The sequence below is a fragment of the Bombilactobacillus sp. ESL1097 genome, from assembly GCF_058107205.1.
This window is the reverse complement of record NZ_JBYLUB010000001.1, coordinates 80409-103315: the sequence shown is the minus strand read 5'-3', so window position 1 is coordinate 103315 and position 22907 is coordinate 80409. Positions and strand designations below refer to the sequence as shown.

Below are 22907 nucleotides of genomic sequence, written 5' to 3'. Positions count from 1 at the left end.
TTACACCTCTTTTTGAGCCGTTTTTAAAGCTGCAGTGGCCCACTTTAATTGCTCAGTTGTTAAAGTTCTTTGTGTGGTTTGTTGATAAAACTTGGTTAATAATTGCATCGGATCTTGATGTAAATCCGGCCGCTTTTTTAAGGTCGTCTGCGGTAGTTGAATGGCTGTTGCCCGTTGCACGCTCAAAATTTTCGGATAAATTTTTCGTAAACGAGATAATACATTGGGAATGATTTGCTGATCAGTTAAGATAAAACCAAAATAATCATCTAAATTTAACTGCTGATAATAAGTTGGCGTGATTAAAGTTTGAAAATCCTGCGTTAGTTGGTGGACATCATGCAAGGGGTTTAAGGGCATAAAGGTTAAGTGAAAAGGTTCGGTATCCACTAGCCAAATTCCCTTAGTTTGCTGGGCTTCGGACAATGAAAATTTAATCGGCGAACCACTATAACGAGCATTCGGCAATCTTAAAGCATCCTTACCATGTAAGTGCCCTAAGGCAACATAATCAAAATCAGCTAACAAATTTCCTGGTACCGCGGCCAAGCCTCCAATTTTTAATGGCGTTTCGGAATTGGTTTGTAAACTCCCTGCCACAAAAAAATGTGCCACTAAAATATGCTTTTTTTGCGGATGAAACAACTGCTTAATTTTTTGCAACACTGGCACAATCGCTTGCTGTAAGGTCTTAATCTGAGCGTTCGCAAAATATTGGCGGACGGCGAACGGTTCAAAATACGGCAATAAAAAAATCTGCGTATCCGCTAATTCAATCGGTTCAAACGCCTGTGCCAATTGGGTCGCCAAATACAAATTAGTATTTTGGTACCATGAACTACCGGTTGCTAGCCGCGTAGCACTGTCGTGGTTGCCCGCAATCGCATAAATCGGCAAATGATCAACTAAATTAAGTTGCTTTAATTGCTGATTAAAGAGCGCTACTGCTTGTTCAGATGGTAAAGTTCGATCATATAAATCGCCTGCAATAATTATTCCATCAACATGTTGTTGCAAAGCAATTTGTTCAATTTGCTGAAAAGCAAACTCTTGCTCCGCTTGTAAACTAAAGCCGTGTAATTTTCGTCCTAAATGCCAATCGGCCGTGTGTAAAAAACGCATATTTTAACCTCTTTTAATTCATTGTACACTGAAATTTATGTACAACAAAAAAAGTTCGGTTCCATTAACTAGCGCCATTAATTTACAATAGGACTGTTTTGAAAATTCCCTTAGCAAGCTTTTTTACGTAAAGGATAATTGAAAATCCTGACTATTAAAAAGTCGATGATTAAAAATTCGATTACTAATTAATCCCAGGACAATGGGTAAGAACAGAAATAAACTTAAAACAATAATCCAGTTAGAACTGGTAGCGCCCATTGTTTCTAAGGCCGTAGCTGGACCAATCAAACCAGAAAAACCAAATCCTGCACTTTGTGTCGTTCCAGTCACTTTAAAGATGGCGCCTACAGCTCCTAGGAGACCAGAATTAATCAATACCGGAATTAATAACTTCGGCTTGGCCATTAAGTTAGGCATCTGCATTTTGGGTGAACCTAAAAAATGGGCCAACGACGTGCCAATGGAATTAACCTGCCAGCCATAAATTGCTAAGGCAAAACTAGCCGCCGTAATCCCCAAATTAGCGCAACCAGCAGCTACACCACTAATTCCAATGGCCGAAGCGATTCCCACTGAAGAAATGGGGGACAAAATCAATAAAGCAAAAGTCATTCCCACTAAAGTTCCCATTACAATTGGTTGAAAAGCCATTAATTGTTTAACCCCGAAGCCAATGAAGGCCGTTACTTGTTGGACGTAAGGCAACGTCACTAAGCCAATTCCTCCAGCAATGACAATGACGATTAAAGGGACCAATAAAATGGTATAAGCTTTTAATTTTTGGCCTAAATATAAGATCACCGCCTCAGCAAGCATAATCGTTATCGCTATATTAATCACATCACCACTACCTTGGACCACTAACTGTTGATGACTTAATTTTACATTTCCGGCGCCACACATAGCCGCAATAGCGACGGCACCAGTTTGAATGGGTGTTAATTTTGCAGTCATCCCCACACAAATTCCGCCCATCACTGGTAATAAGCTGGTCGCAACTCCCGTTAAAAAATTTAAAATTTGAATTTGTGGCCAAATGGGCGTTAGCCACTTCACCAATAAACTGACTAAAACTCCGGGTACCAAAGCTAATACAATTCCCGTCGATAAACCGTTAATTGTTTCCCAACAAATTTTTTTAACATTTGCCATTTTGATTCCTCCATCGCACTAAAAAAGCCTACAGGTTTGACCATGCAGGCTTTTGACTTCTTACTCCAGCACTACACAGTTCAAAAGATGATGTTTTGATCTGTGTAGTCGTATAACAAAGAATACTGGTACTCAGATCAACGATCGAAAGTACCGGTAAAAATGAATATTCAACTGTCGGTTAATACTTAAACGCATCATGTTCACCTCAAATTGAATTTTAATTAAAAATACTTAATTTTTGATTAAAAATCAAGAACTTTTTTTAATTTTATATTGCTTGCTTTCCGCAGATAACCTCTTTAAAGTAATGATTATTAATTATATGAAGGAGAAACTTTATGAGTTATTTATACTTGCTCATTGCCGTCATTGGTGAAATCATCGGTACTTCACTACTGAAAGCCTCAAATGGTTTTACCCAATTATTTCCTACTGGTGGGGCCTTAATCTCTTACGGAATTTGTTTTTACTGTCTGTCATTATCATTACGCAGTATCAACCTAAGTATTGCTTATGCGTTATGGTCAGGCGTGGGGATTATTGCCACCACCATCATTGGCGTCTTATTATGGCATGAAAAATTAAATTGGATGAGTGTTTTAGGTTTACTGTTGATCCTCATGGGCGTCATCTTAGTTAATTTATTCAATCACCATTGACCTAACTTTCTAGTAAATTTTTTCTTGGACAACTATGGTTGTTCTCAAACGTTTCACGTGAAACGTTTTCTCAGTAATAGACTCAAAAAGTCCCAATTACCGGCCATTCCACCGTAATTGGGACTTGCTTTTTTAAGCTTGTTTTTGATCAAATTTACATTGATGCAGTAGTACTTGATAGGACTGTTCTTGCATTTTGGAAATAGTTTTTTGATCCCACGCGTAAAAACCTTGCTTAGATTTAACGCCTAGTTGGTCCGTCATAACTTTATTTTGCAAAACCCAGTCCGTCTGTTTAGCACTGGACAAATTAGAATAAAGATAACTGCTCAAACGCTCCAACACATCTAAACCAATTACATCAGCTTGTGTTAGTGGACCCGCAGTTTGCCAATAACGGGCTAAACCATATTTAAAAATCGTATCAATCGTTTGGGCATCCACTACGCCGTGATCAATCAACGAAGTAGCCTCTCTCAGCACTGCCATTTCTAAGCGCTCACTAATAAAGCCTGCCCCCTCAGCAGTTAAATGCACCGGTTTTTTATTTAACGAAATAAACCAATCCATTAAGTGTTCGACGACCGCTTGAGCGGTCAATTGCCCAGACATAATTTCTACTAGCGGGATTAAATAAACTGGATAGCCAAAACATAGTCCCACAAAACGTTTGGGGTATTGTAATTGCTTTTGAATATCCGTCGGACACAAGTAAGTATTACAGTCAGCCAAGATGGCGTTTTGACTGACCAAGGGTTCAACTTCCTGCCAAAAATGCTGTTCCGCGAGCATCGTCATATGGTTGGTAACAAATACAATATCTGCATCTTGAAAAGCGGTGGCAGCTTGAATTACTAGATGAATATCATTCCAAACTTCTGTCAAAGTTGTTTGTAATAATTTTTGTTGCACCAAATCCGTTAATTGTTGTTGAATCTTTTGGTGGCATGTATCTAAATCAGCTTGCGGTACGATTAAATTAACCTGGTAACCGGACCCAGCCAATTGAATTGCTAAAGAACAACCCAATTTGTTGGAACCAACGATACAGCAGTTGTTTATTAGATTTGACTTCATCAATTAGCCTCCTAATTAATTAAACGTCAAATAATCAATTTAACCCATATCTTCCCCTAGCTTCATCATAGTCTGGTTCGATAACGATTACAAGCGTAACTTGGTGTGAACTTTCTGAAGCCGAGTGGAGAGTAACCTTACGAACCTTCAGCTGTTCAAACAAGACGAGACAAAAAAATGTTCGTATCAAATGATACGAACATCACACTGCTCTAGGGGTCAGCAGTTTATATTTTTTCTGAGTGCTTTTAGTTCTAAATTGTTACTATCAATGAAAAATTTCAGCTTACTTTTCCACTGCTTGTAAATCTTGATTACCATCTAGTTCTGATTTACCAGCAAGATGCTTTCGTTGTAAGAAATCCATACTTAAATATAACAAAGCCAAACTGATCACGATAATTGATACTAAGACAATCACTGCTTGCACAAAGGTATTGTAACCTAATCCCGAAGTCAAAGCTTCCCGAAAACCATTAATTGAATAAGTCATTGGCAAGTAAGGATGAATTACATTATAAAAATGACTCGTAATTGGCATAGGGAAAGTTCCACCAGAACCGCCTAATTGAAGCATCAACAAGACCATTGCTAAAAAGCGTCCTGGATTATCTAATAACATCGCCAAAAACATAATTAGGAACATCGACGTCAGCGAGAATAAAATGGCAATCGTAAAGTACTCGCCTAAATTATCTGGTTGCAGTCCACCGACTAACATCAAGCCTGCATTTAACACGCCCATTGCGACAGCAATCACTGCTCCCACACTAATTTTACTTAAGAACCATTGCCAAGAAGGTTTTCCTGTCTCAGAAACACGACGAATCGGATAAATAAAGTTAAAGACGATAGAACCAACATATAATGCCACTGACAATACATACGGTGCTAGCGCATGACCATAATTAGATACGCGGCTATAATGATGCTGTTTAACCTTAGTCGGCGCAGCCATCATCTGGGCATTTTTAGTAGTTGGTTTAATTTGACTTAACGTCTGTGAACCTTGATTCAAGGCTTGACCTAATTGACCACTACCACTGAGTAATTGTTGCGCACCCGCGGTCAACGGCTCACCACTGGATGCCAGTTGGCCGGTGGCACTAGCCAGCTGTTGCACACCTGAACCCAATTGCTGACTACCAGCATCTAATTGATCAATCCCGTTAGTTAATGTCGGTACAGATTGATTAAGTTGTGACAAACCACTAGCTAATTGATTAGCACCCGAAGTTAAACCTGCTTGTGTACCCGTACCATTTAAAGCACTTTGAATACCTTGCACACCCGAGTTCAATTGGTTGATTGCCTGGCTGGCACCTGGTAAGGCTAAGTTAGAAGCTTGCGCTAATTGTTGGACACTACCTTGTAGTTGACCTAATTGACCTTGAATTTGTTGTAATTGCGGTTGTGCTTGTTGCACTGCTTGTAAGTTAGCTCCAATGCCTTGTGTAGCGGCACTGGCTGCCTGCAAATTACCAGCTACACTTTGTAAAGCTGGTTGCAAGTCACTGGAAGCACTACTATCAGTTCCTTGAGCTAAACCAGATTGTACCGCTTGACTAACAATTGCTTGTTGATCAGCCGTCAATGGCGTTCCTTGATTAGCTAATTCTTGATTGATTTGGCCAATAATTGCTTGGGAACTTGTCGCCACATCAACTCCACTACCGGTATTTGTATTCAAACTGGCCAAAGTTTGACTAGCTTGTTGTAAATTACTACCAATCGTTTGCGTTTGGCTACCAATTCCTGCTAGATTATTTTGAAAATTACCTAAGGCACCAGTATTTGTTTGTTGTAAGGTTTGATTTAATTGTTGCAAACCAGAATTGATTTGAGGTAAAGCCGCAACAACTTGTTGTAATTGTGCTTGTTGACTGCCAGAAGCGCTCGCGCTCACAGCATTTTGTAGCTGGGCCAAGCCGGAACTTAATTGATTAGCACCGTTACTTAATTGGCTGACACTGCTTGCTAGAGGTTGCACTTGTTGTTTTAATTGCGCAATCCCGTTCGTTAATGGCGCAACATTTAAACTCAAAGTTTGCACACCGTCATTAACCTGGGATACTGCCGCCGTATATTGATTCAAACCATCACTCAATGTGACCGTACCAACGTTGAGTTGACTAGCACCACTCGCTGCCTGTTGCATGCCATGGGTAATCACATTTAAACCAGCAAACATGGCTTGCGCATAAGCTTGAGTGACCGCAGATCGAACTTGCGAATTTAACTTAGTAACTCCCATCTGACTAATCACACTGCCAATATAATTCAAGGAATCATTAGTTTGGTATTGTAACTTCATTTTCTTAGGATGTTTGTCTAAAGCAGTTGCCGCATTTTTAGAAAAATCCTTCGGAATCGTCACCACTGTAAAATATTTTTGATCTTTCAGACCCTTTTTTGCTTGTTTAGCGGAGACAAAGCGCCAGCCTAACTGGTGATTTTTTTTCAATTTTTTAACCGTTTGCTGTCCTACCGCTAACTTTTTCCCCTCATAGTGCACTGGCTTATCTTCGTTAACCACGGCGACAGGAAGATGTTGCGTTTCACCATACGGATCCCAAACTGAACGCAAGAAGAAAATGGAATACAAAAAGGGAATTAATGCAATGGCAATCAATGAAATCCAAATCATATGATGTTTGCCAATAAATTTCCATTCTTTTTTAATCATAAATAACAAACTACTCCTTATTAATTTCTCTTAGTTATTCAATAATTTCATTGAGCTGCAAAGCCAGAAGTTCTTGAAATGACTGTTGGCGTTGCTTTTGTTCAGATGGTAAGAAACCCATCATTTCAATAGCGGTAAAGCCGAGTACCGCACTAATAAAAGTTTGGACAAAATTCTTCGCATGCATATGCTTCAAATGCACCCCCGTGACCAATTTATCCAAGATTTGCCAATTACGGGCTGTCTTTTGATAAAACAGGCTATCATGACTAAAGCGATGGACTTCATAAACTAGTTCCACCAGTTTACCCTGACTTTCAAAATAATGATGGGCCACTTCCCCATACTTTTGAAACGCCGCTTTGCCGGACAGACCAAGCAAATTATCCATAAATAATTGATACAAATTGTCCATAAAGTCCGCACCAATCTGATTGATTAAATCTTGCAGATTTTTAAAGTAATTGTACAAAGTTTGCGAACGAATATCCAATTTTTGGGCGATGAGTGGAAATGATAGCGAACGAATGCCATCATCAAAAACGATTTGCTGCGCAACTTGAACAATCTGCTCCTTAGTTACACGTCGATTAACCATTTTCCATCTCCTTATATTTGTAAAAACAATATTACAATGTGTAATTTTAATATAAATTTTTTCGGCTTTCAAGCACAAAATCTTCAAACTTTCAAAATAGTTCTACCAAACAAAAAGTTTTATAATAATGAACATTGGAGGTTTCCTTATGATTCTAGAACGTAATAATTTTTTAAGTATTGACCAAATTGAAATGCAGATTAGTTCCGTCCTCATGAAAGATCACGACATTGATCTCACTCAACTAATTAACCTATATATGTTACGCCGTTCTGCCATTAAAGAGATCGGCACGAAGTTAGAAAACTTAGATGATGAGTATTCCATCACGCACCATCACAATCCGATTAATCTCATTGAAGAGCGAATCAAAAGTCCCGCCAGTTTATTTGATAAACTAGAACGCAAACAGCTCCCTTATTCAATTGAAAGTATCAATAAAAACATGCTCGATATTGCTGGCATTCGCGTTATTACCAATTATCTGGATGATATCTTGCGCGTTAAAGAAGCCTTAATTAATCAAGACGACGTCAAATTAATCAAAAGTAAAGATTACTTAAATCACCCTAAACCTAACGGCTACCGTGGGTTGCACTTAGTTGTTAGTGTCCCGGTCTTTTTAGCCAATCAAACGCACAAAGATATTCCCGTGGAAGTGCAATTACGCACTAGCGGCATGAACATGTGGGCTAGCCTCGAACATAAATTACATTATAAAAACCTCACTAGTACCGCTAAAGCTGATACCTATACTGATAAGCTCGGCGAATACTCCCAGCGGATCAACGATATTGAAGTCGGAATGCAACAAATTGCTAAAGATTTAGATAAATAGTTCCTACCATATATTTTTATCATGATCATTAATCATAAGGTTATCATCAGCCGAATTTATGAAAGTTATGTGACTATGCAAATTGGCTTGAAGCCAAGTCTACTGGCCTGAAAATGTTCCTGATGAAATCGTTGAAGGTCATTTTTCCCATTTAGCTTCAGCAAAAGAGCGTTGTTCAACTTCCAAGCAGAAGTTGAACAACGCTCTTTGAATATTCCAATTATTTATCGGCGCCTTGATTAATTACCGAAAACATTGCCTGACGAGCTTGATTAATTTGTTCAGCCGTAATTTCGATCTCAGTCGAGACAATATACTTAATCACAGAAATAGCATTAATACTAACCAACGACGACTGTAATGAATCCGGCGACCATTGATACTTTTGATGTAATAATTCTTTAAAAGATTGCGCCAATTGACTCTCAAAATCTTGATGTTGTGAATAAAATTTACTATTAAATAGTGCTTGAATCAACTCACGATGTTCAAAAAAATAATGAATGTGCTCAGCACTTTGGTTTGTGATCGCGTTGTCTAACACGTCCTTAGAATCTACAATAAATCTCTGACTTAATTTTTCTACTAAATCTTCTTTATCTTCAAAATAGTTATAAAACGTATTGCGATTAATCATTGCTTTTTGGGCTAATTGATTAATCGTTAATTTGTGATAGCCGTTTTTATTAACCAATTCTATAAAGGCCTCTACAATAGCTTTTATTGTCTTTTTTTTACGTAAATCCATATTTTCTCCTCAAATAGTGAGCACTTTGCTTAAAAATGTCGCAAAACGAACATTTTCAGAAAAATTAACTAATGATTTTTAATATTAATGTGGCTAAAATGGAACAATCACACAAGCAAAGGAGTTTTCACAAGTATGAAATTTTTCAATTTCTTAAAAGCTAAAGGCTTTTGGATTGCGATAATTGCTGCCACCTTAATGGTAACCTTTTTAGGTGGTATTCAAATCGGTGTCCGCAATAACGTAGCTGTTAAAAAATTACCCGTGGCAGTGGTTGATCTGGACAAAGGTCCCCAGTCCCAGAAAATCGCTGATAAATTACATTATGCTGGCACCAAAAAAGATGACAAAATCAAATTTATTAAAAAAAATTCTGTTTCAACTGCCAAAAAGGCAATTAACGAACACAAGGCTTACGGAATTATTGTTTTCCCAAAGAATTTCTCAAAAAAACAAAAACAAATTGGCACTTACGTACAGCAAGTGGCTATCGCCAGCATGACCAACAAGCCTGAGCCAACTGCGCCACAGCCGATTAAAGTTAAAATCATTGTTAGCCAAGGTTCGAACGTTTCAGCCAGTTCTGCTTTAACTACCGGCCTCCCGGTCTTAATTAATAAATTAAATGCAGGTATGAGTAAACAAATTAACTTACAACTTGCTCAAAAATCTGTTAAATTGTCACCACAAGCTTACTCCGCACTCAATAATTTAATGGTGACCCAAGTTAAGAATATCAATAAAGTACCTGATAAATCAATGAGTGGCATGATGCCAATGATGACCACGGTCTTCATTTGGATTGGAGCTATGATGGGCAACATGATGTTATGGCGCTATTTAAAAGCCCAAACCAAGACTAAACGTTTAACTACTAGATTAGTAGGACAGCAAGCTGTCGCTGGTATTTTATTAGCTGCTATTGTTACACTAGTAATTTATGGAATTAGCAGTGCCTTCTCCGTACCAATTCCAAATACTGGATCTTATCTCGGAATACTCTTTACTTCAGTCTTAGTCTTCTTCTATTTACTCAGTGCCCTCTTTGATTGGTTGGGGATGGGCGGTCAATTAATCGCAATGGCCGTTTGGATGTTATCAATGGCTGTTGCTGCTTATCCTAAGGAAGCCTTAACCGCATTCCAAAGAGACTTTATCTTTAGTTGGACCCCAATTAAATTTCCAATGGAAGCTTTGACCAATATTTTCTATCTACCCAATGGTACCACAACTGGTAGTATGATGAGCATCATGGCCGTGATTGGCATTATCTGCTTAATTGTAATGTTCTTAGCTAGTCTAGGACAAAAAGATAAGACCGTCACTGCTTAGAATCAACTATTTTCAGTCAGTAAAAAGAGTAGAACAAAAGTGAGCAACTTTTTGTCCTGCTCTTTTTTGTATATTAATATGAGCTTAATACCGAAAATAACCACTAAAATTAAAGCAAAAGTACCTACTCTAGATAACCTTGTAACAAACAATAATGGAACCCAGCTAGGCATCTGCAAATAAAACCAGGATGTTGGGACAATAACATTAATTAGTTACTTTCACTACAACGGCAATTTTTAATTAGGTTTGCCAGCAATTACCAAAACTTTTCTCGAGTATACCAGCCGTTTTTAGGACAATTTTCTCCAAAAGAAAAAGATTGAATGTAAAAGCTTAAAACAGCCACTTTCACTTCAATCTCTATTATTTCCAAAAATTAAAATTTCTACCGTCCGGTAAACGAACTAAACGTAATATGATAATACTTCCGAAAGCCCCAGCGAGCTGCATAAGCTACGATGGCAATTACTATTTCAGCCCAAGCTGGTAAAATCGGATTGAGGACTGGTGGGACAAGCACCGTTAACATCCAGACAAAGAACATGATCAACAAACCAATAATGATAATCAAAATGGTTTTCCAGAAAGGTTCGCGTTTGTGATCCTCTGCTAACATGCGTTTATTCAACCAACCGAATAAAACGCCCCAAACAATCGCAATCACTAAAATAGATAAAATTCCACTTTGGTTTTGCCGACTAGGATGCTTAATGAATAAGCTCATCACTCCATACATAATGGCAAAAATTGCTACAAATAACAAGGAATTATCCACCGCCATTTGCCAAGTCGGTGTATTGGAAGCTGTAGCCTTCGGCGTCTTTTTATGAATCAACGAATCGATTTTCGTCGTTACGGAACCATAAAGTTGGCGCGCCGGAATCCCCTTAATTTGATTATCAAGGACTTCTTGTAGCAAACCATCAACCAATGTTTGGGCTTGTTGTGGCGTTTTTCCTTGCTGTGTCAGCCCTTTTTGCAACCGAAATAAGTAATCTTCATTTTTATTACTTAGTTTTTGACGTAATTGTTCGGGCGTGGCATCTTTAATTTGCTCTTCAACTTCTAATTGATGTTCTCGTTTTTGAGTACGTTGCTGCTGTTGTTCTTGTTGGTGTTGTTGTGCTTGTTTATTTTTATCTCTGGGATCCATAGCTACTCCTAAACATTAAACCGGAATTCAATAATATCGCCATCTTGAACTACATAATCTTTACCTTCAAGCCGTAAACGTCCAGCTTCTCTGACCGCTTGCATACTACCATATTTGTCTAAATCGGCATACGAAACCGTCTCAGCTTTAATAAAGCCCCGTTCAAAATCTGAATGGATCACTCCAGCCACTTGGGGAGCTTTCATTCCTTGCTTAAACGTCCAAGCTCTGGTTTCTGGACCACCAGCCGTAAAGAACGTCGCTAAACCTAGTAAATGATAGCTAGCACGAATCAACCGATCTAACCCGGATTCTTCTACACCTTCAGCTTCCAAAAAGACTTGGCGTTCATCATCATCTAATTCCGCAATTTCTTCTTCCGTTTTGGCTGAAATACCAATCACTTCTGCATTTTCCTTTGCGGCATAGTCTGCAACTTGTTGATAATATGGTGATTGAGTAGGATCGGCCATGTCATCTTCAGCGATATTAGCTACATATAAAACTGGCTTGGCGGTTAATAAAAATAACCCCTTAACGATTGGCTGCTCTTCCTCACTGAAATCAATACTCCGCACGGCACCGCCTGCTTCTAAGACTGGTTGAATTTTTTGTAAAACGGCTAATTCTGCCACTGCCGCTTTATCTTTGGTGCGTGCTACTTTTTCAACTTTAGCTAAGCGTTTATTAACACTGTCTAAATCCGCAATACTTAATTCCAAATTAATCGTTTCAATATCATCCAAGGGATCAATTTTACCATTGACATGAGTGATATTATCATCAGCAAAGGCCCGCACCACGTGCACAATTGCATCCACTTGGCGAATATTTTCTAAAAATTTATTACCCAAACCTTCACCTTGGCTAGCACCCTTAACAATCCCGGCGATATCCGTAAATTCAAATGTGGTATGAACAATTTTCTTAGCGGGAATTAATTCATCAATCCGCTTTAAACGCGCATCTGGCACCTCAACCATCCCGACATTGGGATCAATAGTGGCAAAGGGATAATTAGCCATTTCTGCTCCTGCTTTGGTAATTGCATTAAATAAAGTTGATTTACCCACATTAGGTAAACCAACGATTCCTGCTGTTAAAGCCATGATCTAAACTCCTTATTAATTTAATTGATTAGGTATTTTTAGTTTTGCAGTTGCGATATAAAATTCTTCTTGAGCGGTTTTAACTTCGTGCTCTTTGGTAATAATTTTTTTGAATTTTTTATTAAATTCCGCCCGAGGCATCATCACTTGGTGGCCGCAGCCTAAACACCGGATCTTAATATCGGCACCTAAGCGCACAACCTCCCAGCGATTATAGCTACAAGCATGCGGTTTTTTCATTAAAACAATATCACCTAGCTGATACATATTGGCCCCCTTAATCAACAGAAATGTCTAATAAATCTAAAATTCGATTTAAATCTTTCGTCGAAGAAAAATCAATTTGAATTTTACCTTTACCATTTTTGCCATCGGTCACCTTCACACTAGTACCAAACTTATCAACCAACTGCTCTTCAGTGGCCCGAATGAAGGGAGATTTGGTTATTTTCTTTTTGGTTTTCACAGGTTGATTAGCCATTGCTTCTAATTGTCGCACAGTTAAGCTTTGTTGGACGGCCATCTTCGCTACTTGATCAATTTTTTGTGGATCTTTAAAAGTCAATAAAGTCCGAGCTTGCGCCATCGTCAATTGACCATTAATTAAGTATTGTTTCGTTTGGTTAGGCAAACTGAGTAGGCGTAAATAATTTGCAATATAAGGTCGACTCTTGCCCAGACGTTCCGACACTTGTTCCTGCGTTAAATGCAATTTTTCAATTAAAGTTTGATAAGCCTGTGCCTCTTCAATCGGATTTAAATCTTCACGCTGGAGATTTTCCAAAACGCCAATTTCCATCATTTGGCTTTCGTCTAATTGCCGAACAATGGCGGGAATTGTTTGCCGTTGAGCTATTTTACTAGCGCGAAAACGGCGTTCCCCCACTACAATCTGGTAGCCATTAACACTTTTACGCACCACAATTGGTTGAAACACGCCATTTTCTTTGATTGATTGCGCCAATTCATTTAAAGCTTCTCGATCAAAGCTTTTACGTGGTTGATACGGATTGGGACGAATGGCTTCTAAGGAAATCTCAACAACATTTTCAGAACTAATTTCATTATTTTCAAAATCTGAAAAGATGGCATCAATTCCGCGACCTAAGCCGCTTCTCTTTTTATCGGGCATCGTTGTTCATAACCTCCTTGGCTAATTGCAAATAGACCTCCGCTCCCCGTGACTTACGATCAAAATCAATAATCGGCAAACCATAACTAGGAGCTTCGGCTAAACGAGTATTCCGTGGAATAATCGTTTTATAAACGTGATCTCCAAAATAACTTTGTACTTCCGTTACCACTTGGGTCCCAAGATTAGTTCGCGCGTCAAACATTGTTAACAACACACCTTCAATGGCTAAATCGGGATTAAAATGTTTTTGCACTAAGCGAATCGTATTTAACAATTGACTCAATCCTTCCAAAGCATAGTATTCGCTTTGTACTGGAATAATAATTGAATTGCTAGCAGTAAAAGCATTGATGGACAATTGCCCCAAGGAAGGTGGACAATCAATCAATACGTAATCATAATCAGTAGCAATCGAACCAACGGCCTCCTTGAGGCGGGTTTCACGGGCCATCATTGAAGTTAGTTCCATTTCGGCCCCCGCTAATTGGATAGTAGCGGGCACAATGTCCAAGTTTTTGCGCTGTGTATGCATAATTGTATCTTTCAAGGGCATTTCATTAATAATGACATCGTAAATATCTTGTGCCACATCAACTTTCTTAATACCTAAACCACTAGTGGCATTGCCTTGCGGGTCAATATCAATGACTAATACTCGCTGGCCTAGTTCAGATAAACAAGCACCCAAGTTAATGGTCGTCGTTGTTTTACCAACGCCACCTTTTTGATTGGCGAGTGAAATTACTTTAACCATGCTTGTTCTCCTTTTTAATTGTGATAATCATTTGGTATTCTTGGTCAGTTTCTGTTTCTTGGTAAACAAATTGTGCTCCATTTTTTCGCGCCAATTTCACTGAATCGCGCACAGTATTAATGGCTAATTGTGAACTTTTCGAAGTTAAGGCCCGAATTTTTTTATGCTGCTTAGCAGGCGCTGGTTGTTGCTCTTTTTGAATTAAACGCTCCGTTTGTTGCACCGTTAGGTGTTTAGCTTGAATCTGCGCTAATAACTGACTTTGATGCGCAACCGGTACTTGTAATAAGGCACGGCCGTGACGCTGAGAGATTTGCCCCTGGGCTAAAGCCGTTTGCACGGTGGGGGTTAAGTTTAATAAGCGAATTTTATTAGCGATATAAGATTGACTCTTCCCCAAATGTTTCGCCAAATCCTTTTGCGTCAAATGATTCATTTGCATCAAATTTTGATAAGCTTGGGCTTCCTCAATCGGATTGAGATCTTGTCGTTGCAAATTTTCAATTAAAGCTAATGAGGCCGACTGTTGGTCATCATAATCGCGTACAATGGCCGGAATTTTGGACCATTGTAGCTGGCTAATAGCGCGAAAGCGCCGTTCACCAGCAATTAACTCATACTTTTGATCAGCTGTTAACCGCACAATAATTGGTTGCAATAAACCATTAGTAGCAATAGACTGCGCTAACTCTAAAATTTTCTCATTATCAAATTTTTGCCGTGGCTGATAGCGATTAACAATCACTTGTGCTAACGGAATTTCTTGAACTTGGTCCGTTTTGGTAGGGCCATTTTTCTCTTTAAAGTGTTCCCAAAATGACACTCCGTACTCCTCCTACTATGACAAAAACTCTTATAACGGTTGTTTCGTGGGCGTTCCGGGCTTGCGGGGATATTTAGCTGGTGTCTTATGGATTTTTTTGATTAAAATTAATTCGCGTAACCCCGCTTGCTCCGGCAATTGCCATTGTTGTAATTTAGTAACTTGACCACCTAAAACCTGTAAAGCATTTTGTGCTTGATCAAGTTCATTTTGTGCTTGTTGAGACTTTAAAGCAATAAAAGTCCCCTCTAACTTCACCACTGGCAAACACAATTCTAATAATGCGGGTAACTTAGCCACCGCGCGCGCCGTCACAAAATCAAAGTGTTCACGATAATCTTTTTGGCGGCCAAATTCTTCTGCACGCGCATGAATCAACTGGACATTATCTAACCGGAGAGTTTGCACGACTTGCTCCAAAAAATTAATCCGTTTTTGCAACGAATCGACAATCGTTAACTGCAACTGAGGATTAATAATTTTTAAAACTAAGCCTGGAAAACCAGCGCCAGAACCAATATCGGCTAAACTCACAGCTTGTTGTAACTGTGGTTGCACCAAGAGAGCTACTGCCGAATCATAAAAATGCTTAACATAAATTTCAGCGGGATCGGTAATACTCGTTAAATTAACCACTTTATTGGTCTGAATTAATAAATCTAGGTATAGCTGAAATTGGGTCAATTGTTGGGATGACAAATTAACCCCTTCCTTACTTAAGGCTTGTTGAAATTCTTGCGGACTCATGTAAACTCCTCACGTGAAACATAGCTTATGTTTCACAATTATCCTATCTTAATTAGCTAGTAAACGCAATAACTGTCTACTATTATACATGTTTTTTTAACAAACATTATAGTAAAATTAACCCCAAGAATTAGCTCTTTTTCCGCAGCTGTCTGGAATCAAAGTTTTATAGAAAGCAGGACTTTTATGTTACCTTTTTTACGTTTAACCCAAAATAATGATTTACAGCAAATTCAAACCCTCATTACCGCCGCGCAACAACTTCTCGCAAAAGATCACATCAACCAGTGGCAAGATGGCCATCCTAATATTCGTCAAATCCAGCAGGATATCACTCAACACGCCAGTTGGTCGTTATGTTTACAACAACAAGTTGTTGGTACTGCAGCGCTAATTAATGGCCCTGATCCTAATTATCAAACTTTAGCCAATAACAACTATCACAGTCATGAGCCTTATGCTGTTATTCACCGCTTTACCGTTAATCCACAGTTTAGCGGCCAACAGCTGGGCCGTTATCTCATGTCTAATTTAATCACGCAAGCTTATCAACAGGGTTACCAAAATTTACGCATTGATACGCATCCGCAAAATCTACGCATGCAACATTTAATTGAACAAACTGGTTTTCAAAAACGGGGAACGATTGAATTGCTAGATAACCAACATGCTTTGCGGTGGGTTTATGAATTAAATTTGTGAGTTACATCAAACTGTACTGTTTTAGAAACTGCATCAATCTGAATTTGTGCTCCCAAAACAGTAGGCAACATTGGCACTGTGTGACAACTATCATAATCATAAATAATTGGTAAGTCAGGATTATTAAGGACCTCTTGTAAAATATCAATGGGGCGCTGGTGACTTTGTTGATCGTCAAACAAGGCGTGCTTTCCCAAAATAATACCGCCAATTCGGTCAAAGACTCCCGCTATTTTTAGATGCGCAAAACTACGTTCCACCGTCGCCGCATCTTTTTGTGCATCTTCCAGTAGTAAAATGTCACCTGTTTGCAGCCGTGGAAAATATTTCGTACCAAAAATCCCCGCCATGGTATTTAAATTGCTGCCCATCACGCGACCTGTTAAATAAGGAGTTACTGTATAATGCCAGTGATTAGCATGGCGCTTTTTAGGATGTTGCCACTTTTCCCAATTAATAGCTTCCTCACTCCAATATGGACGTTGGTGTAAAGTTACCGTTGTACTAGCCTGTAAAACAGCTAATAAATCTTGCCACATCAAATCCACATACGGTGGCCATTCACCAAAGGAAGCCACCACTGCCGGACCATAAATCACCCGACAATTGGGAGCCTGTGCTTGCACAGCTAAAAGTAAGGCTGTCGTATCCGAATAACCGATAATCGTCTTGGGATGCCGGTTTAAATAAGAAAAATCCACATAGGGTAAAACTGAATTAGTATTATTACCACCAATGGCAGCCATTAAAATAGGGATATCCTCCCGATAGATTAATTCGTTAATTTCCTGTGCACGCTGCCGAATTGAGCCCGAACGATAAAACTCACTTTGTCCGGTTAATGACCCTGCTACTACCGAAACACCTTGTTGTTTTAAGAAATTAACCGCTCGTAAGTAGCGCTGAGGTGCGAGTGCACTAATGGGTGTTGAGGCTGAAAACATTCCTATTTTCATATTTTTCACTTTCTTTTATGATTAAACATGAATATTAAATAAGAGATTAGAAATAATTGGCCTTTGCCTTATCTAATCTCTTATTATCTTAATATTTAACTGTTAAAATTTTCTGGGTTAAGCCAATGGATCCCAAGCAGGAACCAAAATTGGATCTTGTTGCCACTGTTGTTGTTCCACAGGAGTCAAGAATGCTTTTTGAACAATAATTTCGTATACATAGTCACTAAACCATTGATCATCCATGACAAAATAGCCTTTCGTACCGACTTGTTCGCCCCAAGAATTTTCCACTTTCCACTTGCGTGCGTGGCCCTGTTCGTCTAAATCAACACCAGTCAAAACCATGGCGTGAGACATTTGAGCTTGCCGAGTTTCTAAGCGTTGTTCTTTTGTCATCGTTAAATCCATCGCTAATAATTCTTGATACTGATACAAATCACCAGCTAATAGTCCTTGCTGACGATTAGACTGCGCACTAACATCATTGCCAAACCACACTGTATCTCCCGCTTGTAATTGCTGAATGGCAATTTGCTTTAAACGTTCGATTGGCAAATTTAAATCTTTTTGTTGCTTAGTGCCCACCATATTCGTATCGTCTTTGAGATGATACGTCCGACCGTATGGTTTGCTAGCTTGTGGCGCATTGAGTAAAGAAACATAGTCGTTAAATGGATAAGCACAATATTCTTGTGCAAATTGTTGTGGTGTAATGTTCGTTGCTTGAATTAATTTACCAGTATCCGTTTTTAATTCTAAATCAAAGTTAACTGGTGGCTGGCCAAAACATAGCACACAAATACGGTAAACTTCACTGAGCATGGCTTTGATACTTTGTTGTACTTGTTCATCTGATGCTTGTTGTTGCACTAAAGAACGCAATTTTTCCGCATCTTTGCGCAATTTAGTATTCAAAACTTGGGAAAATTCCTGCGTATGTTCCGAATTATAAGTTTCCGGCATCACATATTTGGGTACCACCCCGTATTTTTGAACCAAATTATATCCGTAATTCCAACGGCCACCATCTTCATCCGGTCCCGCTAATAATTGGGCCACATACCGATCCGTTAACTCCCGATCAGCGGTTGCAATCACTTGTTGGTAAAAAACATTCGCTTTTTCCAAGCGGTCATAAAAAGACAGGTAATTCTGAGATAATTCAAAATCTTTAATTTGATATTTCGTCGCAAACTTCGTGCGCAAAGTTGTGAGCGTTGAAAATAGCCAACAGCGCCCAGACTTTTTTTGATTCGAGACTTTACCAGTGGCTACTTCAACATTAAATTCTGGGTTTAACTGCCGCAACTGTGCTTGATTTTGGGTGGCTTTATTAAACCCATTATTCTGCACTAAAGCTCCTTTAATTGCCGCAGCTGGTTGTTGTTTTAAATCTTGATGAAATCGCTGTAATTGTTGTTGGTCAATTGCTTGCAAGTTGATCACTCCTAGACTTTTCTTATCAGACAGTTTAAACTATTGGAGATTAATAGTAAATAGTTTAATGAGGAAATTCTAAGAATGCAACCAGTTAAAATTGCTTATTTATATGAAGATTTAATGAACACCTACGGTGATTCGGGCGATGTCAAAATTTTACGTTATTTTTTAAAGCAGCAAAATTTTGATTGCACCGTAACCAATATTAGCTTAAATGATGACTTCAATGCCTTAGACTACGATTTTTTGTTCTTTGGTGGTGGGCAAGATTTTGAGCAATCGGTGGTAGCGCACGATATTTTACGCCACAAACAAACCATTACCGACTACATTGAAGACAATCGCCCCATGCTCGGAATTTGTGGCGGCTATCAATTCTTGGGCTCCTATTATCAAACGAGTGGCGGGCAAACCATTCAATGTTTGGACATTCTCCCCTTTCACACCGTCTTCAATCCTCAAAAACGAATGATTGGTGATACGCATTTCACCACCAAATTTGGTGAAGTTCATGCGTTTGAAAATCACAGTGGGCAAACTTTCTTTGATGATTCCAAGCAGTTAAAACCGTTTGGCAAAATGATTGAAGGTTACGGCAATAATCCAGATGATGGTGTCGAAGGCATGATTTATAAAAATACAATTGGTAGCTATGCGCACGGTCCCTTACTCAAAAATACTAACGTTGCCCAAGGTTTAGTACAATTAATCATCACTAATTATCAGCAGCATCATGCACCAGCTGAGCTAAATAATTAACAGTCACCGCCTCAAGACCGTATAATAATCTATATATGAAACCATAAAACATGATTTTTCTTGTTAAAAATTAAATAATCGCAAATTAAGGAGTGATTTTATGACCAAGATGACTGCAGGTCGTGCTTTGGCTCAAGTCTTAGTCAAATGGAACATTGATCATTTATATGGTATTCCGGCTGACTCAATCAATAATGCCGTAGAAGGTTTATATCAAGAACGTGAACAGCTCAAGTACATTCAAGTCCGTCATGAAGAGATTGGTGCTTTAGCAGCCACCGCTGATGCTAAGTTGACTGGTAAAATTGGCGTTAGTTTTGCTTCTGCCGGTCCCGGTGGTGTCCACCTGTTGAATGGCTTATATGATGCCAAGATGGATCATGTCCCCGTTTTAGCACTCGTCGGTCAATCAGCCACTGGCATTATGAATACGAACTTTTTCCAAGAAATGAATGAAGATCCCATCTTTGCCGACGTAGCAGAATTTCATAAGCAAGCTACTACAGCTGAACAGATTCCTTACTTAGTAGACGAAGCCATTCGTCATGCTTATGCTACTAAATCAGTTTCCGTTGTCATTTTACCGGATGATTTATCAGGCCAAGAAATTGATTTTCAAGGTTTCCAAACAGCTGCCATTGCCCACAAACCGGCTAATTTATTAAAGCCAACTGCAACGGAGATCCAACAGGTTATTACAGCTTTAAAAGAAGCGCAACGGCCCGTTTTGTGGCTAGGTCAAGGAACCAAGGGAACCAGAGAACTGGCAGTACAAGTCGTGGAACAATTAAACTTACCCGTCTTAACCACCGTTCCTGCAACTGGCGTTATTCCAACTGACCATCCCAACTTCATGGGTTCACGGGGTCGATTAGGGACCAAACCTGGCTTTGAAGTTACTAACGCGAGCGATTTAGTTATCTTTGTTGGTTCCAATTATCCGTTTGCGCGCTTTTTACCCGATTCTGTCAAATTTATTCAAGTGAATAATAATTTAGCCGATTTGGGCAAACAATACGATGCCAGCGTGACCGTTTTAGCTGATAGTGCCGAATTTTTCAAAGCGTTATTAGCTAGTGGCTATCAACGACCTGAAACTCCGTTTGTCAAAGCAGCTAAGCAAAACAAAGCTAATTGGGATCAATGGTTACTGCAATGCGCCCAAGATGACAAAGACGGCTTGCGAGCTGAAGGTGTGATTCAAGCCATTAAAGAACACAGTACGAACAATGCCGTTTATGGTTTAGATGTTGGTAATAATACAGAATGGTCTATTCGCCAATTATCATTTAATCAAGACCAATCATTTACCATGTCCCCGTGGTATGGGACCATGGGCTTTGGCTTACCCGCAGGCTTAGCCGCCCAATTGAATTACCCTAACCAACAAGTTTGGAGTATTTCTGGCGACGGTGGCTTTGCAATGGTCATGCCTGATTTATTAACCGAGGTCAAATATCAATTACCAGTCATCAATGTCGTTTTGGAAAATAATTCCTTTGGTTATATCGAACATGAAAAAATTCAAAATCAACAATCCATGTATGGTATCAACTTATTAGGGGCTGATTGGGGACAAGTGGCCACAGCCATGGGTGCTCACGGTTTTACTGTGCAGAACTTAAGTGAATTACAGCAAGCCATGCAACAAATTGATGAATTACAAAAGCAAGGTAATCATCTACCTATTGTGTTAGATGCAAAGATTCAAAATATTGATCCAATTGATACCAGTTTTGTTCCTGTCAATGAAGATCTATTTGATCAACCTACAATTGATCATTATCGTAAACTTTACGATGTCTCAGCAACAAGTCAGCCTTCACTGCAGACGTTGATCAAACAATTTTCTGAAGTTGAATAATATTTCTATTAAAAATGCAGTTTACAAAACGTTTGTAAACTGCATTTTTTGTTTATTTTTGATTTCTCTGACAAACTTCAATAATTTCATGGTTCGGACCGTAAAAATTAAAATAACTAATTCCATGTTCCCAAAACGGTAAATGCATCACCTGGTCATCAATAAATTCAAAACCCAATTGGTGCACATAATCATAGGCTGCTTGAATGTCATCGGTATCTAATGCCAGGTGATTAATTGCACCATTCACAGGATTAATCGGTGCTTCATATAATTCAATCAGCAAGTCATTTAGTTGCAAGAAACCGACTTTACTGCCTTGATTGTCTTCTTGATTAATTAACTGAAAACCTAATTTTTCATACAAGTCAACACTCTGGTCAAAATCTTGCGTAGTGATACCAACATGTGAAATACCCTTAAAATAAGCCATTTTGCAATCCTCCAATATTATATTTTTCAACTTGATTATAATCTTTTTCTAAAAAACAGACTGAATTAATCTTGTCTTAGAGTCGACTACAAGGTGTACACTGCCACTAAAATTTGTAATAAAGAAGGTTTTAGCAAATGACTAATATTTTAATTATGGCAGCCAACGGGCAGATTGCGCGGATTGTTGAAGAACGAATTCTGTCCGAACAACAATTTCAAAATATTCATTTGACTTTATTTTTAAGAAACAAACGGCGTCTAGCCCGCTACCAAAATAATTCCCGGGTAACTTTAATCGAAGGCGATTTATTAGATGAGGTGGCAGTAAACCAAGCCATGATAGACCAAGCTTTAGTCTTTGTAGCAGTCGTTGATCACGATTCAAAAAATCGCATCACCCAAAACGTAGTTACTGCTATGAAACAGCAGGGGGTTAACCGGGTACTGTTTGCCAACGTGCTGGGATTATATCACGAAGTTGGCGGTGAATTTGGCCGCTGGAACGCTGAATATATTGGGCGCGGTTTACCATCTGCTAGACATAGTGATCAAATTCTCAAAGAATCTGGTTTAAATTACACAACATTGCGTTTACCTTGGTTAAACGACCGCCCTGAAATCAAGTATCAAATTACAACTCAAGCGCAACCTTATTTAGGTGTTTCAGGCTCACGTCAAAGTATTGCGGACGCAATTTTAAAAATAATTGCCGATCCAAAGCAATATAGTTACGAAAGTATTGGTATCGCTGATCCGGACACTCAAGGTGCAGACCGCCCGGTTTATTAAATTAAGCATCTGCTACT

Annotated in this window: 23 protein-coding genes; 7 read left to right on the top strand and 16 right to left on the bottom strand. The window is 38.9% G+C overall.

Going from position 1 to position 22907, the window contains the following annotated elements; genetic code table 11:
• On the bottom strand, positions 1 to 1122 hold the full coding sequence (locus AC3B6D_RS00475; protein WP_489756961.1) for an exonuclease SbcCD subunit D: 1122 nt from the start codon (positions 1120 to 1122) through the stop codon (positions 1 to 3).
• Positions 1123 to 1245: 123 nt separating this feature from the next.
• Entirely contained in the window at positions 1246 to 2277 is a 1032-nt protein-coding gene (locus AC3B6D_RS00470; protein WP_489774674.1) for a PTS sugar transporter subunit IIC, read from the bottom strand.
• 341 nt (positions 2278 to 2618) lie between these two features.
• Here AC3B6D_RS00470 and AC3B6D_RS00465 point away from each other — a divergent pair, with 341 nt between their 5' ends.
• A complete protein-coding gene (locus AC3B6D_RS00465) occupies positions 2619 to 2939 on the top strand; it encodes a DMT family transporter (RefSeq protein ID WP_489756959.1) in 321 nt (106 codons plus the stop codon).
• 132 nt (positions 2940 to 3071) lie between these two features.
• On the opposite strand, the gene AC3B6D_RS00460 is transcribed toward AC3B6D_RS00465, so the two are convergent.
• From AC3B6D_RS00460 to AC3B6D_RS00450, 3 genes are all read right to left on the bottom strand, one after another.
• On the bottom strand, positions 3072 to 4016 hold the full coding sequence (locus tag AC3B6D_RS00460) for a 3-hydroxyacyl-CoA dehydrogenase family protein (protein WP_489774673.1): 945 nt from the start codon (positions 4014 to 4016) through the stop codon (positions 3072 to 3074).
• Positions 4017 to 4302: 286 nt separating this feature from the next.
• The gene (locus AC3B6D_RS00455) at positions 4303 to 6702 is read right to left on the bottom strand and encodes a YhgE/Pip family protein (RefSeq protein ID WP_489774672.1); all 2400 of its coding nucleotides are present in this window, start codon (positions 6700 to 6702) and stop codon (positions 4303 to 4305) included.
• 34 nt (positions 6703 to 6736) lie between these two features.
• Complete coding sequence (locus AC3B6D_RS00450) at positions 6737 to 7300, bottom strand: TetR/AcrR family transcriptional regulator (protein ID WP_489756956.1); 564 nt, start codon at positions 7298 to 7300, stop codon at positions 6737 to 6739.
• Positions 7301 to 7448: 148 nt separating this feature from the next.
• Here AC3B6D_RS00450 and AC3B6D_RS00445 point away from each other — a divergent pair, with 148 nt between their 5' ends.
• The gene (locus AC3B6D_RS00445; RefSeq protein WP_489756955.1) at positions 7449 to 8138 is read left to right on the top strand and encodes a GTP pyrophosphokinase; all 690 of its coding nucleotides are present in this window, start codon (positions 7449 to 7451) and stop codon (positions 8136 to 8138) included.
• Positions 8139 to 8358: 220 nt separating this feature from the next.
• On the opposite strand, the gene AC3B6D_RS00440 is transcribed toward AC3B6D_RS00445, so the two are convergent.
• Positions 8359 to 8886, bottom strand: a complete 528-nt coding sequence (locus AC3B6D_RS00440) for a TetR/AcrR family transcriptional regulator (RefSeq protein ID WP_489774671.1) — start codon at positions 8884 to 8886, stop codon at positions 8359 to 8361.
• A gap of 135 nt (positions 8887 to 9021) precedes the next feature.
• Between AC3B6D_RS00440 and AC3B6D_RS00435 the strand changes: the two genes are divergently transcribed.
• On the top strand, positions 9022 to 10218 hold the full coding sequence (locus AC3B6D_RS00435) for a YhgE/Pip domain-containing protein (protein ID WP_489774670.1): 1197 nt from the start codon (positions 9022 to 9024) through the stop codon (positions 10216 to 10218).
• A 388-nt stretch (positions 10219 to 10606) separates the two neighbouring features.
• On the opposite strand, the gene AC3B6D_RS00430 is transcribed toward AC3B6D_RS00435, so the two are convergent.
• Genes AC3B6D_RS00430 through rsmG form a run of 7 tightly spaced genes read right to left on the bottom strand, consistent with a single transcriptional unit; the run spans position 10607 to position 15942 of the window.
• Positions 10607 to 11374, bottom strand: a complete 768-nt coding sequence (locus AC3B6D_RS00430) for a DUF1129 family protein (protein WP_489774669.1) — start codon at positions 11372 to 11374, stop codon at positions 10607 to 10609.
• A gap of 8 nt (positions 11375 to 11382) precedes the next feature.
• Entirely contained in the window at positions 11383 to 12483 is a 1101-nt protein-coding gene (ychF, locus tag AC3B6D_RS00425; RefSeq protein ID WP_489774668.1) for a redox-regulated ATPase YchF, read from the bottom strand.
• Positions 12484 to 12498: 15 nt separating this feature from the next.
• Positions 12499 to 12750, bottom strand: coding sequence for a DUF951 domain-containing protein (locus AC3B6D_RS00420; protein WP_489756950.1), 252 nt, complete (start codon positions 12748 to 12750; stop codon positions 12499 to 12501).
• Positions 12751 to 12760: 10 nt separating this feature from the next.
• Complete coding sequence (locus AC3B6D_RS00415) at positions 12761 to 13615, bottom strand: ParB/RepB/Spo0J family partition protein (protein WP_489774667.1); 855 nt, start codon at positions 13613 to 13615, stop codon at positions 12761 to 12763.
• Positions 13605 to 14372, bottom strand: coding sequence for a ParA family protein (locus tag AC3B6D_RS00410; protein ID WP_489756948.1), 768 nt, complete (start codon positions 14370 to 14372; stop codon positions 13605 to 13607). The genes AC3B6D_RS00415 and AC3B6D_RS00410 overlap by 11 nt, the downstream gene beginning before the upstream one ends.
• Positions 14365 to 15195, bottom strand: coding sequence for a nucleoid occlusion protein (gene noc / locus AC3B6D_RS00405; RefSeq protein ID WP_489769324.1), 831 nt, complete (start codon positions 15193 to 15195; stop codon positions 14365 to 14367). The genes AC3B6D_RS00410 and noc overlap by 8 nt, the downstream gene beginning before the upstream one ends.
• A 30-nt stretch (positions 15196 to 15225) precedes the next feature.
• On the bottom strand, positions 15226 to 15942 hold the full coding sequence (gene rsmG / locus AC3B6D_RS00400; RefSeq protein WP_489756946.1) for a 16S rRNA (guanine(527)-N(7))-methyltransferase RsmG: 717 nt from the start codon (positions 15940 to 15942) through the stop codon (positions 15226 to 15228).
• Between the two features lie 186 nt (positions 15943 to 16128).
• Here rsmG and AC3B6D_RS00395 point away from each other — a divergent pair, with 186 nt between their 5' ends.
• A complete protein-coding gene (locus AC3B6D_RS00395) occupies positions 16129 to 16644 on the top strand; it encodes a GNAT family N-acetyltransferase (protein ID WP_489756945.1) in 516 nt (171 codons plus the stop codon).
• Here the strand turns inward: AC3B6D_RS00395 and AC3B6D_RS00390 are convergent.
• Positions 16626 to 17600 carry a S66 family peptidase gene (locus AC3B6D_RS00390; protein ID WP_489774666.1) on the bottom strand — a complete coding sequence of 325 codons (975 nt, stop codon included), beginning with the start codon at positions 17598 to 17600 and terminating at the stop codon, positions 16626 to 16628. The two genes, AC3B6D_RS00395 and AC3B6D_RS00390, sit on opposite strands and share 19 nt — an antisense overlap.
• Positions 17601 to 17717: 117 nt before the next feature.
• Positions 17718 to 19040 carry a C1 family peptidase gene (locus AC3B6D_RS00385; protein ID WP_489774665.1) on the bottom strand — a complete coding sequence of 441 codons (1323 nt, stop codon included), beginning with the start codon at positions 19038 to 19040 and terminating at the stop codon, positions 17718 to 17720.
• 84 nt (positions 19041 to 19124) lie between these two features.
• Between AC3B6D_RS00385 and AC3B6D_RS00380 the strand changes: the two genes are divergently transcribed.
• Entirely contained in the window at positions 19125 to 19802 is a 678-nt protein-coding gene (locus AC3B6D_RS00380) for a type 1 glutamine amidotransferase (protein WP_489769327.1), read from the top strand.
• Positions 19803 to 19902: 100 nt separating this feature from the next.
• The gene (locus AC3B6D_RS00375) at positions 19903 to 21666 is read left to right on the top strand and encodes a thiamine pyrophosphate-dependent enzyme (protein WP_489774664.1); all 1764 of its coding nucleotides are present in this window, start codon (positions 19903 to 19905) and stop codon (positions 21664 to 21666) included.
• 52 nt (positions 21667 to 21718) lie between these two features.
• Here AC3B6D_RS00375 and AC3B6D_RS00370 read toward each other — a convergent pair whose 3' ends face one another.
• Complete coding sequence (locus tag AC3B6D_RS00370; protein ID WP_489769329.1) at positions 21719 to 22099, bottom strand: VOC family protein; 381 nt, start codon at positions 22097 to 22099, stop codon at positions 21719 to 21721.
• Positions 22100 to 22236: 137 nt separating this feature from the next.
• On the opposite strand from AC3B6D_RS00370, the gene AC3B6D_RS00365 reads away from it, so the two are divergent.
• Positions 22237 to 22890 carry an NAD(P)H-binding protein gene (locus tag AC3B6D_RS00365; RefSeq protein WP_489774663.1) on the top strand — a complete coding sequence of 218 codons (654 nt, stop codon included), beginning with the start codon at positions 22237 to 22239 and terminating at the stop codon, positions 22888 to 22890.
• Positions 22891 to 22907 lie beyond the last annotated feature (17 nt).